Source organism: Mesorhizobium monacense (assembly GCF_056781675.1).
On record NZ_CM165567.1, the window covers coordinates 3,181,110 to 3,196,197 of the forward strand.

Genomic DNA, 15,088 nt, shown 5'->3' on the forward strand with positions numbered 1-15,088 from the left:
GGCAACACTCGCAACATTGCCGCGTCGGCCTCGCAAAACCGAAGAATGCTCGAACCTATTCTTGACGGACGATCGATACAACTTTTAGTATTATTTTGCGACTCAAGCGTTTTAGTTATCTGGTGAAGTACCAAGTTATGGTTGCACTACCAGATCATATATTCTTTAATGAAAGAAAATTCTCCCGCGTTCATATTTCTGATTATGTCAACTATCCATCCAAGTACGCGGTCAAATTTGGCGGAAGTCTTGCTGGTCTTGTACAAAAGGCCACCTTTGTTTCTTCCGGCTTTTGCTACATAGTGTTGCGAATCTTGAAACCCGAACGGGGCGGTTTCATGGAGTCGGCACGTGAACGTGGTCGCGGTATTCATCTGCGATATCCACCGATCGACGGGTTCTGGACCTGGGACATCAAGCGTGACCGGGTTTACGGTGACGCCAATCTTTCCGACTATTTCGGGCTGACGCTTGAGGAATTTTCCCATGGCACATCCCTCGAAAGATGCATGCAAAGCATCGAGGCTGGAGCCCGTCTGAGGGTCCATACGGCGATCCGCAGGGCGGTGGAGCGGAGATCGAGCTTCCGGGAGGTCTATATGGTGCGCTCGGAAAAGATGGGCCTCCGCAAGATCCTCCTGGACAATGCCCAGGACGAAGTGCAGCAACGCCTTGGCGGTGGCGGATCCAGGAGGCGCAAATCGTCCTAGCGCAAACCTTGCTAGCTTCTGGGCGGGACCTTGCCGTGCCTGCTGACTTCGGCGGTCACCATGCGCGCGAAATGGGACAGGGGCGAGCGGCTCTCCAGCAGCCTGGCACGTTCCAGGGCCGTGTCGCCGTAAAATTCGACCAACACCGCGGCCGCTGTAGCGGCATCCGCCTTCAGCCTGCCGACGTCGGCCTGCGCACTCTGATTCGAGTGACCGCTTCTGGCGATCACATCGAGCATGGCCTGCAACTTATCGGGAGTACTACCCTCGTCTTCGTGCATGGTCGCGGTCCGATTGGTCGCGCAAAATATCGACATTTCCGAAAAATGTCCAACAGCTTCGCTGATCAGCCGCCGTTGCAACCGAGTGGAGCTTCACCGTGAGTTCTGCTACAATCTTCATGCAAGCACAGTCAGCCAGAATTCATTTGCAGACTTTGGGGGCACCGATGGACCAGCCTAGCAAAATGGAAAACCTGCAGTTCGCGCAGGGAATATTGCGGGAATTGCGCCAGAAGGCCGAGGCCGACGGCGAGAAGCTGCTGACCTATCTGATCGACATGGCTTACCTCGAAACCAGCGACCGCATCCGCGCGCACTGGATCGGCAGCCACGAGACCGAAGGCCGCCGAGCCAAAGGCTGAGGCCAACAGCGCATCCAATGCATGTCGCGCAAAGGTGCGCAGCGGTTTTGCGACAACGACATGCATAAAACAAAGAACCTAAAGCGCGTCGCATGAATCCCGTTTGGATGCGACGCGCTTTAGGCGAGCAGTCCGCGGCCGCCGCGGAGCGTTGCCGAAACCCTTGAAACGCAAAAAGCCCGCCGTGCCTTTCAGCACGACGGGCGGGATCCTGGTGGTATCGGCGGTCGGAATCTGATCGTCGACACAGAGCAAGCCCGCGCCTCTCGCAGTAGACGCGGGCCGACCGGGATGCCGGTCCCGATAAGGCAGCATACCGTTGCGCGCTGCCGAAAAAAGAACTCTTAGCATCGTCTAATGTTCCCGCGCGGGCGGGAAAATTCGCCGCGCACCGATCGGACCTATGAAGCGGCCTTTTCACGAACCGGAAGCTTCCAGCCCGGCCTGACGAAATGGCAGGTGTAGCCGCTGGGATATTTCACCAGATAGTCCTGATGCTCTGGCTCGGCCTCCCAGAAGTCACCCACGGGAGCGAGTTCGGTGACGACCTTGCCCGGCCACAGCCCCGAGGCCTCGACGTCGGCGATGGTGTCCTCGGCGATCCGCTTCTGATCGTCGCTGGTGTAGTAGATCGCCGAACGGTAGCTCATGCCGGCATCATTGCCCTGGCGGTTCCTGGTCGTCGGATCATGGATCTGGAAGAAGAATTCGAGCAGGGTCCGGAAGTCGATTCGGGCGGGATCGAAAATGATCTCGATCGCCTCGGCATGGCTGCCGTGGTTGCGGTAGGTGGCGTTGGGCACGTCGCCGCCGCTGTAGCCGACGCGGGTCGAGATGACGCCCGGATAGCGCCGTATCAGGTCCTGCATGCCCCAGAAGCAGCCGCCGGCAAGGACTGCGCGTTCGGTGGAAGTCGCCATAGCATGTCTCCTTAGAATTTTCCTAAGGTGGGCACTGTCGCGGCTTTCGTCCAGTCGCGAATGTCGGGGTACCATCGACGCGCGTGTCACTCCTCCCTGGTCGCCGCCTTGAACCTTCGCACGATGACCTCGAAAAGGATGTCGGAGATCCACATCGCCGAGACGCCGATGAGGAAGGCGGCGGCCAGCGTGGTGGTGTCGTCGGCCGGATCGGGGATCGGCAGGCCGGTGGCCTTGAAATACGATACGACCGGCAGCGTGAGATAGGCTGCCGCCAGCGCGCCGCAGATCGGCGAGGCGACCATCTCGCGCAGCTTGTAGCGATGGCGCGACAGTGCCCTGAGCGCGCCGCCAGCGAGGCCGGCGGCCACGACCGGGCCCTTGATCCCGAGGAGATCGAACAGATCGTGCATCACGGCCTCCAGTCGCAGAGCTTCTGGCCCTTGCGGTTGTGCGAAAGCAGCGCCCTCGCCTCCTCGTCCGACAACGCATCGACGGCCTTGGCCGACAGGCGCAGCGGCGAGGAGACTGCGCAGAAGCCGCCCGAGGCGGTCGTGCAGCCGGCGGCGACAAGCGCGACAAGCACCGGCAGTGCGAGGCTCAGTCCCTTGCCCATGATTTCAGCTCCTTTCGGGCCGTATCGGCGCTCAGCGCACCGATATCGTTGTCGACCTGGTCGGCGATGTCGCGCGCCGCAGCCTCCTTGGCCGACTGCCGGGCGCGCTCGGCACTGGCGCCGGCCAGGCGTTGGTGGAAACCCCAGCCAAGTGCCGCAACCACCGACGCCAGCAGAGCAGATATCGTCGGGTTGCCGAGGAAGAAGGAGAGCAACGCCGTCATGACAGCCACCACACGACAAGCGCGCCGGCGACGAGCAACGCGCCGATAGCCCAGGGCAGCGCCTGGCGGATGAGCTCGGTGAAGATCTCGACCATTTTCGCGTCTCCTCACTTCGACCAGTGGAATTTTCGCGCCAGCACGTACCAGGCTTCGGCGGCAATGCTCAGCGCCAGGCCGACGCCGGTCTCGAGCGCCATCTGGATGTCGGGATCGCTGGACAGGGCGGCGGCATCGCCGGCGCCAAGCAGGCCGCGTGCGACGAGGACGCCGGCGCCGTAGCGCAGCGCAATGCGGATGATGACGGCAATCATGCGGGTTTGCCTCCAAGAATGATTTTGAAAATCGCCGTCAACAGGCGCCAAAACGCATTGCGCCGGGCAGCCACGCCTGGAACGGCCGGAGCAGCGGCGGGTGCTGGCGACGCGGCGGACGGCGCGGCCCGCTTGGGTGCCGGAGGCGGATCATCTGAGGCGGGCGCGGCCGCCGACAGCAACAGCGCCTGCGCGCGGACCGAGCCGACCCGCTCGCTCCAGCCCCTGCCGAAGGTCGGCCAGGTCGGCAGCCGCTTCAGGAAGGCAAGCCGGGCATCGCAGAGCGCGTCGATGACCGCGCCGGCGGGCCTCGCCTTCACGGCGCTCAGCGTCGCCGGACCGATCCTGCCGTCCTGGTCGGCACCGACGATCGCCTGCAGGTATTTCGCCGCCCTGCCCGGCCCGCTGTTCACGGCAAAATCGAACACCGCGTAGTCGAGACCGCCCGGAAGCTCGGCACCGGCAACGGCATCCCAGTAGAAGCGGCGATAGACGGTCCCGATCTGCTCGTCGCTGATCTTCCTGAGGTCGGCCTTGGTGGCGTCCGCCTTCACGTAGCGGCGGAAATTGGCAAGCGTGACGCCTTTCATGGTGGCGCCGCCCGGATCGGCCGGATTGTCCGACCAGCCGCCTTCGGATTTCAAGACGAGCGCGAGCGCCCGCGCAAAGTTGCGGTCCATGGGAAAACCTCTTGAGGTTGTGGGGGGAGAAATGGCCGCTCAGTGGTGGCCGAAAATTGTTGGCAAACGGGCTGTTCGATAGGCCGCGCCGCGCCAGCCGGTGGATGGATCTCCCGGCCCCGGAAAAGGGCGTTTTAGAAAAGCCTTAACTGCCTTATACTAAGCTTGCCGAACGGCGAGTGGGGCTCGTCGCACTATCGGCTTGGGGTTTGGCGCTTGGGAGACGGCGCCGGGGTTGGGCGAAATGCGTTTGTTATCTTCCGAGGCGCGTGAGTGCCAGGGCTGCGGCGGCACCGGCAGGGCCTTCGAGTGTCCGCGATGGCGCGCCTCGAACGGCCATTGCTGCCCCGCAGGCACGCATCGCCATATATGCCCTGGTGCGACCGTCCACTGTTCGGAGTGCGCAGGCACCGGCGGGACAGTCCGCAGGCAGCCGCTTGAAGCGCGTGGTCTGGATCCCTTCAGCCGCGACGCGCCCTAGCGGTATCGGCCTGACATAAGAGTCCGGCTTGGAATTCCCTTTTGGCGAAAGTGCATGCGAGTCTGGCGCATGCGCACGGGAATATCCTTCATTGCGCGAATTACGCAGACAGCTCGTCAGACGGTCGGCTATTAAGGCTTGACACTGGCGGCTTTCATCAGTCGCGCCGCGCCTTCACTCTCGCTCTGCACGAAGCGCACGAACTTGGGCTGCGTCATGCTCATTGGCTCGCCCCCGTGTTTAGCGATCCATTCGCGCAAATCCGGCCCGGCGAGCACGCGCCCGATGTCATTCGCAAGCTGGTCAACCACGCCGGTCGGAGAGCCGGCCGGCACCCATATTCCATACCAGATCGGGAAGTCGAATCCGGCGATGCTCGCCTCCGCGATTGTCGGTACCTCCGGGAGCAAGGTCGAGCGCCGCGCGGTACTCACGCCCAGCGCAACGAGTGTGCCGTCGCGAATGTGCGGTAGGGCAAGAGAGATTGGCACCAAATAGTAAGTGAAGCGCGCCGCTATCGCGCTGGCGATCGTATCGGCGTTCGAATCGTTCGGCGAGGGAGGCACATGCAGCGCCTTGATTCCCGCCGCTTGATTGAATTTCTCGACTCCAACATGTGTGCCGGTGCCTATACCGGTGGATCCAAACTTGAGCTCACCTGGCTTCGCCTTCGCCGCCGCAATGAGCCCGCCGACGGTGGTGACACCAGTCGCCTTGGCTGCCACGAGTACGTAGGCTTGCCTCGTGAGCGGAATGATCGGAATGAAATCCTTCAACGGGTCATACGGGAGGTCCTTCAAGAGCGCCGCACTGTACGCCTGAGCGTTGGTGTTTATCAGCAGCGTGTAGCCGTCAGCTGGTGACTTCGCGACCTGGGCAGGGCCGGCAGTAGCTCCCGCACCTGAGATATTCTCCACTGCCACGGGTTGGCCCCACAGCTCAGAAAGCTTCGGGGCCAGGGCACGGGCTAACAGATCGGGCCCGCCGCCCGCCCCGAACGGGTCAATTATGCGTACCGGCTTGGCCGGATAGTCTCGTGCGGACGCGGCCAGATTTGTTGCGCTTTTCATCGTGTCCTCATGCGCCGTCAAACGTGGGCACCAAGTGTTAGATCCCATCCACTAGCGGACAAGTCGCCGCCAAAGCGAAACCTTCGCCGAGATTCCCGCCGCTTTCAGGCCGTAACCTTCTTCCTCCATTTGCGCAGCCGCGTCCTGACGTAGGACTGCAGGCCGAAGGGAAGCCGCGGCCGCCCCGCTTGTGACGCGGGATGGCGCTCCATCTGTTCATGCACGAGCTTCATCAGCCGTTGGAACGCCGATGTTTCCGCCTCTTCCAGGCGCGCGACAAGGCGGTCGGGCAGCGGCTTCGAGCGCCAGGCGAAATAGGCCTCGTAGGCGTCCGGCGTTTCGACCAGATGGCGCAGGTAGGCAGCCAGATCGGCCACATCGCTGAACGCGGCCGCGTTGATGTAGGAATTCGGCGGCACGTATTCGTCGACATTCGGGGCGCCCAGATAGACCGGCACCGTGCCGGCCCTGAAGGCATCGAAAATCTTTTCGGTGACGTAATCCGCCTCGCTCGAGTTCTCCAGCGCCAGGCAGAATCTGTAGCGCGCAACGGTCTCGATCTTCGTCTGCAGGCCGAGATCGGGGCCTTCGATCGTCCGGTTGCGGAAATGCCGTCCGTAGGAATCGACGCCGATGTGCCGGGCAAGCTCGCTTACCAGGTCGACGCGCCCGCTATGGTTCAGCGGCGCCGATTGGAAAAGCACGAGCGGAGCCGCTTCGGTCTTGGCCGCGACTGGCGTTGCCCGAACCTCCTCCCACCAGCGCGCGTGGGGGAGATAGGGCATCCAGACATCCGATCGGCGCTCATGCGTCATGGTGAAGTCGAAATGGCGCATGTAGTTCGGGTCGGCGAAGCGCTTGTAGTTCTGCCGGCTTTCCATCGTCCAGCCGATCCAAGACTGGCCGGGATATTTCCAGGCGTCGCCGATCTCACGATGGTCCGGGATGTGGAAGACGACCGCCGCCGCCTCGGCAATGCGACGCTTGTCCAGTGTCCAGCGCCCGGGGAGGTCGCACTGGATGGAGGCGATGTCGACGGGCTTGCCGAAGACCGTCGTATAAAAAAGGATCAGCGGCTCTGTGGCGTCATGGTCGGCGGGCATCTTAGATTCCGCAGCCGAAATTGCCGCGCCGGACCCGGGACAGCTGCCCGGCTGTCGGCAAGTCCCGGCCGTGCGCGATGACATGGCAGACCGCGGCGAAGCCTCGCGGCATGTCTATCATCGGGAATGTCCGCCGGGGCTCCATGGCCGTCGGAGTTACCCGTTCGTCTCTGCGGCATCAAGCAACATTTCAGCCGGGCCGCGGACTTCGAGCGACCAGCGGCCAGCTCAGCGGATTCAGTGGATCGGTCTTCGGAGCCACCGCCTTTGGATTTGACGACGAGCGCAAGCAAGCGCGCGACGTTGCGGTCCATGCGGAGCCGCTCGGTGGCGGCCGGGAGATTTGCTAGGTGAGTGACGGCTGATTACTGGGGAGCCGACGGCACGGTGCCGCCAATTCCTTTGTCTCTCGCCCGACGCGCGACACCGGTCGTTGTTGAGATGGTGACGATCTGATATCCGTCAGCGCATTGCGGCTTTTTATAACGGTAACTGTCGAGGTCTACGATTTCGCTAATGAACGGACAGCGGCATTGGGGCTCAGGATCGAGCCCATCGTGAAGGACGCTCTAGAGAACGCCGCCAAGGCAGACAGGCGCACGGTCGCTGCCTACGTCGAGAAACTCATCGTGGACGATTTGGAGGCCAAGGGCTTCCTACCGAAGGGCGCGGCGGAGTAGTTTGCGCCCTTGCGGGCAGATCTTGAGGTTGTGGGGATTGCGACGGCTGGTTGCCGCTATTGCAGTTCTCGGCTAACGGTTGTGAACTCCGGGAGTGAACTGATCATGATAAGAGCGATCGCGCGAAACACTCTGCCGCTTGGACTAAGAATTGCCGTGCGAAAATATTTCCCCGCCACACCGCCAGAAATAGCTTCTTTCCCATACTTCGTAGAAAAACCGTGGCCGGTTCCGATGGCCGATCGATGCACGTTTTACCACGCGATTGATCTTCCCGACGGCGAGACTCTTCAGGGTGTATGGGACATTCGAGGCGGCTTCGATCAATACATCGGCAACTATCCGATCGCTGGGAAATCTGTCCTCGATGTTGGCACGGCGTCAGGTTTTCTTGCGTTTGAAGCGGAAAAGGCTGGTGCCATTGTCACCGCGACAGATGCAAACTCTGCCATCGATTTCCGCCAAATACAGTTCAGCGATACGGCGTTTCATAGTCAGCGCGACGAATGGGTAACCGCATACGATGATTATATCGTCACACTCAAGAATTCATTTTGGTACGCACACCGCAAACTAGGTAGCAAGGTCGAAGTCGTCTATGCGCCCATCGAAAAATACCCCTATTGGGGCAGGCGTTTTGACGTTGTTATCGCAGGCGCGATCATAGAACACCTGTCCGATCCGGTCACCGCAATCGGGAATATGGCCTGCCTCGCCAAGGAAGCGGTCATTTTGCCGTTTACGCTAATCGAAATGACGGACGAACAGATCATGAGAACGGCCAACGATTGGGGAACCCGTCAATATTGCTATACTTGGTGGGTTCTTTCGCGAGGCCTTTTTAAGCGCATTTTCGACAATCTTGGGTTTTCCGTCGAGTTTGTCCCGGCGACCGCAAAAGTGCGCACGGCAGACGGGCAGTGGATTACTGAAGAACGTCAAACCATCATTGCAGTGCGTAGTTAGGCTCGCAGCGGCTATCTGATCCGATACCGGAGGCTGAACCGCCCTGCAAAGCCATCACCACCCGGATAGGTGCCATCACTTTTCACGAGGGTGATGCTGTTAGTTCCCGGTATGGTGGCGAGAAGCATATTAGACGCGCCGCCCGTCTGCCGCCCAACGCCGTAGGCTGTTCCCGCCGCCGCGATGGGTGCGGTCATCAATAGGACCGTAGCGCGTTCTACGCGGCTCTTCGCGCGCGCCGTTCCTTTGCGACGGTGCTGAACATCAACGACCGGCACCATGGGGAGCCCTCTTGAGGTTGTGGGTAAGAAAAAGGCCGCTCAGTGGCGGCCGGGAGAATTCTGATAGGCGGAAACGTTCAGTGCTTGCGGATCACTGCATAGTGTGGCGCGTAGACGACATCGTAGCCGGGCATCGCGTCGATCTGGCGCGCTATCGGCTCCAAATCGTTCTTATCGTCATCGGCGACTGGCCAGTAGTGCGGCGCCCACAGCATGTCGATGTACGGGAACACGACAGCATCAACCTTCCCACTGTCGAGTAGGGCTTGCACATTCTTGGCGAAGTCCTGCCCCTGCTGCCCAAAAGGGAAGGCATTCATTTCGGCAGGCCACGATCTCTGTGCCGCCTGCTGGTTCTTGTCGCCGCCAATATTGTAGGTGCGGATGTCGATCTCGTTCGCCGCCACGTTGGCCAAGAAGTCGTTGCCGTAGGGCAAGAATGCCACCAACTCCCCACGGTGGAAGTCAGATTGCCAGGACGAAACTTCCGCTACCATCACCTCGACGATGTCCTTTGACGCCCTGTAGATCACAAACTGTGACGGCGCCGGAATGTTGAAGGCAAACAGAGCGATCAGCAATCCGGCTCGTGCCCTCATGGAAACTCTGCCGCTGGCGATCATCGAGACCACGAGCGCCCAGCATGCAAAGAAGGCCAGCGCTGACCACCGGTACGCTGCACGCATACTTTTAAAACCGGGCAAGTTTATCAGCCAACTGTTGCCGGTAGGGAACCATCCATACCCAGCCGGCATCATAACATCGAGACCTTGGGGGCGATGCGTGAACAGTTTGACGGTCGGTCCCAAGGCCATCCAGAATGCGAAGACGGCGACTAGCGCGAGCAATGCCCTGTGCTCAGGTTTAACTCTTCCTGTGCCATAGGCAAAAACCGCAAGCACGACGAGCGCGCCGGCGAATGTCGCCGTGTACACGGACGGATCGCCGAAATACATTGACGCCGCACGATCCTTGCCCCAGCCGATCAGGTCGGGAGCCGCCAGCATCCCCTTTGTTGGAGTGAAGAAGAATTCGATGTTTGCGCCAAATGCCCGAAAGAACTCGATCGGGGCACCGCCAAAGTCCGCTCTGCCTTCATACAAGGCGTACGCGAGGTAGGCAGCGCCGAGCCCGAGGCCTATCGCCATAAAGCGCAGGAGCGTCTGGCGCCAATTCCTCCGATCACGGACGCCTTGCCAAGCCAATGCTATGGCGGAGGCTGCGGCCATCATCATGAAGGAGTAGCCATCCATGAAGACCTCGATCAGGCAGGCCCCCACAAAGCTGGCGCAAGTGACTAAACGATTGTCCCCGTGGATGATTCGAAACGCAAAGAGCAACGTGAACGGCAGAAGGACCATGCCTGACGCTACCGCCGAAAAACCCTGATGAAACCAGATGACCGGCAAGGTGCACCAAACGACAGCGCTCATGATCGATGAGGGGCGACCTGCCCCTAGCCATCTGGCAAACTGATATGCGCCCCAATAGCCGACAGCGAGCCAGGCGGCGACAATGACCACATAAGCGGTCGTAGGTCTGATTCCGAGGTCAATCAGGATTGCCTGTGGAAAGGCAATGGACAGCCCGAACGCCATCGCCGCCGGCTCCGGCAGGCCGAAGTTATGAACGTAAAGCGACGTATCTCTTGCAAACGATTGAGCGAATCCGGTTACCCAAAGCAGTTGGCCGGTCGTTGGGGCCATAAATCCAGGCACTGCCCCATTGATCAGGAGCACGATAGGAAACAGGCAGGCGGCCCATACAAAAGTTAGCGATCGCATAGGGCCGCTTAACACTTAAAAGTCTGGGCAGGCAGCAGACGGAACCACAGCCGGCGGCGCACTCTTGAGCGCAGAGGCCATGCAGGCCGTCACCCCGTGGATCGGGGCGCCTGAGACGTCGATTGAAAGCTTTTTGGTCATGCCCTTCTCTACAAAAACCCCGAAGGGAACGCAACGCGCCTATGAGTAGTTTCCAACAGCGGCGTCAGTATCCGCCATGACTTCCTCAACTTCGAAAAAGCTGTTGATCGCAGTTTCGCACGTTCCGGCCGGCCCGGCCGAGAAGGTGATTTGAGGGATGACCGTGCCGCCTGCATTCGTGCGAATGATGCCCTCTAGGGAAATGTCGGACGTGACGCCAGTCCCAGCCGGGAGAATGGTCGATGCCGTGGCGACTTCCGAGCGGCGCAGAACTGGCGCTGTTGGCGTCCCTGCCGGACCTTGCGCCGAAACGGCCTTGTACCCCACGGAAGTAAACGTGGCCGTGCCGCCAAGGCTGAACTGCGTTGTATGCGAGGTCGCCCCGGTGTTGAGACTGATCTTAGCCCGGAAACGATAAGTCCGATTTGCCCGCAAAGTCAGCGTGTCATTAGCGGCGGCGAAGATCGCTTGGGCCGCTGTCGAACTGTTCGACAAGGCCACGGCCGCACCGGCAACAGTCAATATCTGCTTGTCGACCACAACACCGCGCGGGGAAATGGTGCCTGTCGAGCTATAGACAACAGCGGCCGACGTAATTGGCTTAGAACCAAGCGTCAGCGAATTGCCGGCTGCGACGCTGAACTCTGGTGACCCGCTTGCGTCATGGTCGATGCCAAAACTGCGCGAATGACCAATGAACAGGTCATTGCCTCCACCGCCGATGCTAACCAGGCTCCCGTCCGTATTGGCCCCGTACAGGGTCTTGATGGACGCACGCATATTGTTAGCTGCAAAACTAAGCATGTGGCCCGCAGCGTAGACGGTGTTCGTCGCGTACATGTGATCGATGTCAAACGTCGTGCCGTCCGCGCCGGCTTCGACAACAAGGCCGGCTTCGCAGTTATCAACACCGAGGCTTCCCAGCGACATCGCGGTTGTAGTGCCACCCGGCAGGCCGCCAACCGTGACCTGATTGACGATGCGCAATCCGAACTTGAGGCCCCACGAGAAGATGCGTCCGATCATCGGCCAGTCAACACGGCCCAGTAGAATAGCGGTCGCATTGGCCTTCATGTACGCAAGAACGTTGGCATCGAAGGACCAGTAGGGCCACCAATGCACGTCATCTATGTAGATCACATCGTACACGTTGCCGATATTGAGGCCGTACAGCATCGGTTGCCCGCGAATGTGGCGGATCGTAACACGGCTGCTTCCGATATTGTTGGAGGTGTCGCCGGTCAGCTGGATTGCGCGATTGGCGTTGTAGAAGAACAAATCCTCTAGCGTCACGTCGATTGCACCAGTCAGGATCACATCCGCCGCCGCAGCGGCAGGCACCCAACCGGGGCCGAAAGCAGGGTGATCGCGGTATGTGCCGAAACCGGCCAGCCTCCGAGACCCGCCAGAGCTAGACGGACCTGCTATGCCCGTGAGGTTAAAGCCCGCACCGAGGTGCGCGAGGTGGAAATAGGCGTTGAACGCACTGAATGCGCTATTGCGGTCAGTAGGCAAGCCGGGGCCTTCTATGTTGGCACCTTCTGGAACTGTGATCGTCGAGCCAAGTTTGATGATGCCTGCCGGTATGTTGAGTGTGACGCCGGCCGCAGCGGTCGCGTTGATTGCTGATTGCACCAGCGCCGCCATGTCGGCCGCACCGGTCAGATCGAGCCCAGCCCAATCACGCAGATCAACAACGTCCGCTGCCTTGTTATTCCATGTCCTGGTGGCAGGGCTGGCGCTGGTTGGCTGTGAAAATCCGCTCCATGTAGGATCGGTGCCGGCCCCGTTGGTCTGGAGGTGGTAGCCAGCAGTCGAAGCGGCGAGGCGCGCGGCCGTCGTTGCATTGCGGAAAATGATATCGCCCCGCGTCGTCAGCGGTGAGATGATATCGAACGTCTCCGCTGGCGTCTTGGCGACATAGGCAATATTGCCGGAATTGCGCTGCAGGAAGGTATTCGCAACCGCTGGGTTCGGCAGACCTGCCGCTGCAATCCTTACGTCGATCTCGGTAAGACCGGCCGCGACGGCGTCGTTTACATCGCCGACAACATCGTCCGAGATATAGAAATTGATTACGATATCGCTGTCGCCAATCACTGGGTCGAGCGTACTGAACACGAAGGTCTTGCCGGCGTGAACGGTGCCCTCCTGAACATGAACCGTCGTCCCCTTCTGCATGGTGCGGGCGGTGCGAGCGTCGGCGGCGCGGTACCATTGGGCCTCGGAGGCCGTGCGGATGCCGTTTTCGGAACCATCGGTCTGGGCGATGAGCAGGATGCGGTCGCCAACTTCGGTCTGGATGCCGTCGACCATAACAAGGCCGCCTGCATCGACATCGATGTTGGACGTGGCACAAAGGCGCACGGGTTCGCGTTCGCCGGTCAACAGGCGAACGGCGGCAGTTGCAGGTCGGGCCATAAGGCTTGCTCCATGAAAAAAGCCCCGCGAAAGCGAGGCTTGGGATTTTCGATCCAGCGCGAGGGCCGGCAGAGTGTTTATGAGGAACGAGCGCTCAGGCCGCTTTGCCTAGTGCGCCGCGGCAGCACTGGCAGCGGCGGCGCTATCCGCGCCCACCGCGTCGCCCAGCGTGTTGTCTAAGAGGTAGAAAGCGAGCGCGATGGCATCGGCGCCGATCACAAGATCAAATGTTTCGAAGACATAGACGAAATGGGCCGAGACCGAGCCTTCCTGCACGTGCACCGTGGTGCCCCTCTGCAAGGTGCGCGCGCTGCGCGCGTCGGCGGCGCGATACCAATGGCCTTCGCTCGCCGTATAGATGCCGTTCTGCGTGGCATCCGTCTGGTCCTTGACCAGCACCCGGTCGCCTACTTCGACCGGCACGCCGTCGATGGTCTGCAGTCCATAGAGCGCGATGCTGCCCGTGGTCGCCAGGCGCACGGGTTCTCGTTCGCCGGCCAACAGACGAGCGGCGGCAGTTGCAGGTCGAGCCATGAGGCTTGCTCCATGAAAAAAGCCCGCGAAGCGAGGCTTGAAAGGTCGGGCTTTTGGCATTCGCAGCGCCATCAGGCGACGTAAGCGCTGTACTTATCCAGCCAGATATAGGAGTATTGTCCTAAGTGGGGCGATTTCTCAAACGGAGGTCGCAATGGCTAGGCACAAACATCCCAAGCAGCTTTCACAGGCGGACCTAGACCGCTTTCTGGCGGATGCGGAACGGCTGCATAAGAGCATCGTAGGCCCGCTGATATCGCATACCTGCGATCACTATCGGTCGCTCCAGGTACTGCATGAAACCTTGCTGAAGACGGTGAAGGAAATCACCGGCAAGGATCCAGCCTTCACTAGATGGCACCTAACAGGGCCGGTGAACTAGGCTCCATCTGGACTCCAAACGGCAAGAGTCGCATTCTGACCTTGGGGAAGAGGATTATGGGCCTCCAAGGGCAGAAGGGATCACCTAGAAGGCGGCGCAAACGCTCGCTGTTGGAACAGCGCGCGCTAATTCCTGTCTTGCTATGCAGCGTTGCCGCAGCCAGCTATTTCATCCCGCAGAATGATCGGCATGCGCTTCCGGTTGTGCATCGGCACAGCTCTGACAATTCCAGCGTGAGAGCAGTCGGGTCGTCCGGCAGCTGCGACATCAAGGGCAACATTAGCGTCGAAACCGGCGAGCGTATTTATCACATTCCAGGCCAAAAATATTACAGCCAAACGGTCGTCAATCCAGCAAAGGGCGAGCGCTGGTTCTGCTCTCAATGGGAGGCATGGTTGGCCGGTTGGCGCAAATCCAAGGTGTGAGCCGCCTATCGGTCCGCATTATCCTTTGTATTGCCGAGGGCGCGGGTCTTGTCTCGGGCGATCACCGCCCGGTCAAGCGCTTTGGCCGTGTTGCTGCGCCAGGCAGCTTCGGCCGCTTGCCTGGCAAGTGGGTTGCCCATCTTGGCGATCAAATCGAACCCGTCCTGACGGATCGCTTCGAACGTTTCGGTGTCCGCCGGATCGCTCTGGGCAATGACGCTCAGCGAAGCGTCCTGCACTTCACTCCACTGGGTCAGCTCATAGTCATCGCGACGCGCCTGCTGCCTGACGGCCATACGGGCCGAGCCGGCCGCGCGCAGGGCTTCCTTTTGGCTCATGAAATTGGCGCGTTGGCTCTCGGGCACCTTCTGCAGAATGCCGCCGAACAGCGTGTCGAACAGGCCGGGCTTGACCATCTGGCCGGTGCGCGGATCGACCTGGCCATACATGGTGTCGTGCAGGCCGCTGCCGTCGGCCGGCGCGTTCGCCACCGCGTCGTCTTCGGTCTTCGCGATCTGACCGTTGAGTTGCCGGCGGATGATCTCGGCGTCGAAGGCTTCCTGCTGCTCTTTCTGCTGCCGGTAGCGCTCGGCGACGGCCGAAAGCTCGTTGCCAAGGTTCTGCATGGCGCTGCCGACGGGTGAGCCGTTGGGATATTGCACCCCATTGCCGGTATCGAGCCGGCGCTGGGCAAGCTGGAGGGGAATGGTCGCCAT

General features: G+C 60.6%; 19 protein-coding genes. 6 read left to right on the forward strand and 13 right to left on the reverse strand.

Annotation, left to right across the window (positions count from 1 at the left end; genetic code table 11):
- Positions 1–137: 137 nt before the first annotated feature.
- On the forward strand, positions 138–710 hold the full coding sequence (locus AC1RUK_RS15350; RefSeq protein ID WP_481840290.1) for a hypothetical protein: 573 nt from the start codon (positions 138–140) through the stop codon (positions 708–710).
- An 11-nt stretch (positions 711–721) separates the two neighbouring features.
- On the opposite strand, the gene AC1RUK_RS15355 is transcribed toward AC1RUK_RS15350, so the two are convergent.
- A complete protein-coding gene (locus AC1RUK_RS15355; protein ID WP_436174310.1) occupies positions 722–991 on the reverse strand; it encodes a hypothetical protein in 270 nt (89 codons plus the stop codon).
- Between the two features lie 167 nt (positions 992–1,158).
- Between AC1RUK_RS15355 and AC1RUK_RS15360 the strand changes: the two genes are divergently transcribed.
- Positions 1,159–1,353 (forward strand): hypothetical protein, encoded by a 195-nt coding sequence (locus AC1RUK_RS15360; RefSeq protein ID WP_436174309.1) that lies wholly within the window; start codon positions 1,159–1,161, stop codon positions 1,351–1,353.
- Positions 1,354–1,754: 401 nt separating this feature from the next.
- Here the strand turns inward: AC1RUK_RS15360 and msrA are convergent, their stop codons facing one another.
- From msrA to AC1RUK_RS15400, 8 genes are all read right to left on the reverse strand, one after another.
- Positions 1,755–2,273: a peptide-methionine (S)-S-oxide reductase MsrA gene (gene msrA, locus AC1RUK_RS15365; RefSeq protein WP_481834948.1), complete on the reverse strand. Its 519-nt coding sequence runs from the start codon at positions 2,271–2,273 to the stop codon at positions 1,755–1,757.
- 86 nt (positions 2,274–2,359) lie between these two features.
- Positions 2,360–2,686, reverse strand: coding sequence for a hypothetical protein (locus tag AC1RUK_RS15370; protein WP_436174307.1), 327 nt, complete (start codon positions 2,684–2,686; stop codon positions 2,360–2,362).
- The gene (locus tag AC1RUK_RS15375; RefSeq protein WP_436174306.1) at positions 2,686–2,889 is read right to left on the reverse strand and encodes a hypothetical protein; all 204 of its coding nucleotides are present in this window, start codon (positions 2,887–2,889) and stop codon (positions 2,686–2,688) included. The genes AC1RUK_RS15370 and AC1RUK_RS15375 overlap by 1 nt, the downstream gene beginning before the upstream one ends.
- A complete protein-coding gene (locus AC1RUK_RS15380; RefSeq protein ID WP_481834947.1) occupies positions 2,874–3,113 on the reverse strand; it encodes an ABC transporter permease in 240 nt (79 codons plus the stop codon). Before AC1RUK_RS15380 ends, AC1RUK_RS15375 begins: the two co-directional genes overlap by 16 nt.
- A 107-nt stretch (positions 3,114–3,220) precedes the next feature.
- On the reverse strand, positions 3,221–3,424 hold the full coding sequence (locus AC1RUK_RS15385) for a Pam3-gp28 family putative phage holin (RefSeq protein WP_481834946.1): 204 nt from the start codon (positions 3,422–3,424) through the stop codon (positions 3,221–3,223).
- Positions 3,421–4,104 (reverse strand): glycoside hydrolase family 108 protein, encoded by a 684-nt coding sequence (locus AC1RUK_RS15390; protein ID WP_481834945.1) that lies wholly within the window; start codon positions 4,102–4,104, stop codon positions 3,421–3,423. The genes AC1RUK_RS15385 and AC1RUK_RS15390 overlap by 4 nt, the downstream gene beginning before the upstream one ends.
- A 612-nt stretch (positions 4,105–4,716) precedes the next feature.
- Positions 4,717–5,655, reverse strand: coding sequence for a Bug family tripartite tricarboxylate transporter substrate binding protein (locus tag AC1RUK_RS15395; protein ID WP_481834944.1), 939 nt, complete (start codon positions 5,653–5,655; stop codon positions 4,717–4,719).
- 104 nt (positions 5,656–5,759) lie between these two features.
- Positions 5,760–6,758 carry a glycosyltransferase family 10 domain-containing protein gene (locus tag AC1RUK_RS15400; RefSeq protein WP_481834943.1) on the reverse strand — a complete coding sequence of 333 codons (999 nt, stop codon included), beginning with the start codon at positions 6,756–6,758 and terminating at the stop codon, positions 5,760–5,762.
- A 557-nt stretch (positions 6,759–7,315) separates the two neighbouring features.
- Between AC1RUK_RS15400 and AC1RUK_RS15405 the strand changes: the two genes are divergently transcribed.
- Both AC1RUK_RS15405 and AC1RUK_RS15410 read left to right on the forward strand, forming a co-directional pair.
- Entirely contained in the window at positions 7,316–7,438 is a 123-nt protein-coding gene (locus AC1RUK_RS15405) for a hypothetical protein (RefSeq protein ID WP_481834942.1), read from the forward strand.
- 105 nt (positions 7,439–7,543) lie between these two features.
- Positions 7,544–8,404 carry a class I SAM-dependent methyltransferase gene (locus AC1RUK_RS15410; protein ID WP_481834941.1) on the forward strand — a complete coding sequence of 287 codons (861 nt, stop codon included), beginning with the start codon at positions 7,544–7,546 and terminating at the stop codon, positions 8,402–8,404.
- A gap of 358 nt (positions 8,405–8,762) precedes the next feature.
- Here the strand turns inward: AC1RUK_RS15410 and AC1RUK_RS15415 are convergent, their stop codons facing one another.
- From AC1RUK_RS15415 to AC1RUK_RS15425, 3 genes are all read right to left on the reverse strand, one after another.
- Positions 8,763–10,391 (reverse strand): hypothetical protein, encoded by a 1,629-nt coding sequence (locus AC1RUK_RS15415; protein ID WP_481834940.1) that lies wholly within the window; start codon positions 10,389–10,391, stop codon positions 8,763–8,765.
- Between the two features lie 258 nt (positions 10,392–10,649).
- Entirely contained in the window at positions 10,650–13,031 is a 2,382-nt protein-coding gene (locus tag AC1RUK_RS15420; protein WP_481834939.1) for a hypothetical protein, read from the reverse strand.
- Between the two features lie 108 nt (positions 13,032–13,139).
- On the reverse strand, positions 13,140–13,565 hold the full coding sequence (locus tag AC1RUK_RS15425) for a hypothetical protein (RefSeq protein WP_481834938.1): 426 nt from the start codon (positions 13,563–13,565) through the stop codon (positions 13,140–13,142).
- 154 nt (positions 13,566–13,719) lie between these two features.
- Here AC1RUK_RS15425 and AC1RUK_RS15430 point away from each other — a divergent pair, with 154 nt between their 5' ends.
- Both AC1RUK_RS15430 and AC1RUK_RS15435 read left to right on the forward strand, forming a co-directional pair.
- A complete protein-coding gene (locus AC1RUK_RS15430; RefSeq protein WP_481834937.1) occupies positions 13,720–13,947 on the forward strand; it encodes a hypothetical protein in 228 nt (75 codons plus the stop codon).
- Positions 13,948–14,003: 56 nt separating this feature from the next.
- Positions 14,004–14,372: a sunset domain-containing protein gene (locus tag AC1RUK_RS15435; RefSeq protein WP_481834936.1), complete on the forward strand. Its 369-nt coding sequence runs from the start codon at positions 14,004–14,006 to the stop codon at positions 14,370–14,372.
- A gap of 5 nt (positions 14,373–14,377) precedes the next feature.
- Here the strand turns inward: AC1RUK_RS15435 and AC1RUK_RS15440 are convergent, their stop codons facing one another.
- Positions 14,378–15,088 (reverse strand): hypothetical protein, encoded by a 711-nt coding sequence (locus AC1RUK_RS15440; RefSeq protein WP_481834935.1) that lies wholly within the window; start codon positions 15,086–15,088, stop codon positions 14,378–14,380.

Excerpts from the sequence above, each read along its gene's own strand:
- AC1RUK_RS15350 (WP_481840290.1), top strand. The coding sequence starts at position 138 with ATGGTTGCACTACCAGATCATATATTCTTTAATGAAAGAAAATTCTCC.
- AC1RUK_RS15355 (WP_436174310.1), bottom strand. The coding sequence starts at position 991 with ATGCACGAAGACGAGGGTAGTACTCCCGATAAGTTGCAGGCCATGCTC.
- AC1RUK_RS15360 (WP_436174309.1), top strand. The coding sequence starts at position 1,159 with ATGGACCAGCCTAGCAAAATGGAAAACCTGCAGTTCGCGCAGGGAATA.
- msrA (WP_481834948.1), bottom strand. The coding sequence starts at position 2,273 with ATGGCGACTTCCACCGAACGCGCAGTCCTTGCCGGCGGCTGCTTCTGG.
- AC1RUK_RS15370 (WP_436174307.1), bottom strand. The coding sequence starts at position 2,686 with ATGCACGATCTGTTCGATCTCCTCGGGATCAAGGGCCCGGTCGTGGCC.
- AC1RUK_RS15375 (WP_436174306.1), bottom strand. The coding sequence starts at position 2,889 with ATGGGCAAGGGACTGAGCCTCGCACTGCCGGTGCTTGTCGCGCTTGTC.
- AC1RUK_RS15380 (WP_481834947.1), bottom strand. The coding sequence starts at position 3,113 with ATGACGGCGTTGCTCTCCTTCTTCCTCGGCAACCCGACGATATCTGCT.
- AC1RUK_RS15385 (WP_481834946.1), bottom strand. The coding sequence starts at position 3,424 with ATGATTGCCGTCATCATCCGCATTGCGCTGCGCTACGGCGCCGGCGTC.
- AC1RUK_RS15390 (WP_481834945.1), bottom strand. The coding sequence starts at position 4,104 with ATGGACCGCAACTTTGCGCGGGCGCTCGCGCTCGTCTTGAAATCCGAA.
- AC1RUK_RS15395 (WP_481834944.1), bottom strand. The coding sequence starts at position 5,655 with ATGAAAAGCGCAACAAATCTGGCCGCGTCCGCACGAGACTATCCGGCC.
- AC1RUK_RS15400 (WP_481834943.1), bottom strand. The coding sequence starts at position 6,758 with ATGCCCGCCGACCATGACGCCACAGAGCCGCTGATCCTTTTTTATACG.
- AC1RUK_RS15410 (WP_481834941.1), top strand. The coding sequence starts at position 7,544 with ATGATAAGAGCGATCGCGCGAAACACTCTGCCGCTTGGACTAAGAATT.
- AC1RUK_RS15415 (WP_481834940.1), bottom strand. The coding sequence starts at position 10,391 with ATGGCCCCAACGACCGGCCAACTGCTTTGGGTAACCGGATTCGCTCAA.
- AC1RUK_RS15420 (WP_481834939.1), bottom strand. The coding sequence starts at position 13,031 with ATGGCCCGACCTGCAACTGCCGCCGTTCGCCTGTTGACCGGCGAACGC.
- AC1RUK_RS15425 (WP_481834938.1), bottom strand. The coding sequence starts at position 13,565 with ATGGCTCGACCTGCAACTGCCGCCGCTCGTCTGTTGGCCGGCGAACGA.
- AC1RUK_RS15430 (WP_481834937.1), top strand. The coding sequence starts at position 13,720 with ATGGCTAGGCACAAACATCCCAAGCAGCTTTCACAGGCGGACCTAGAC.
- AC1RUK_RS15435 (WP_481834936.1), top strand. The coding sequence starts at position 14,004 with ATGGGCCTCCAAGGGCAGAAGGGATCACCTAGAAGGCGGCGCAAACGC.
- AC1RUK_RS15440 (WP_481834935.1), bottom strand. The coding sequence starts at position 15,088 with ATGGCGACCATTCCCCTCCAGCTTGCCCAGCGCCGGCTCGATACCGGC.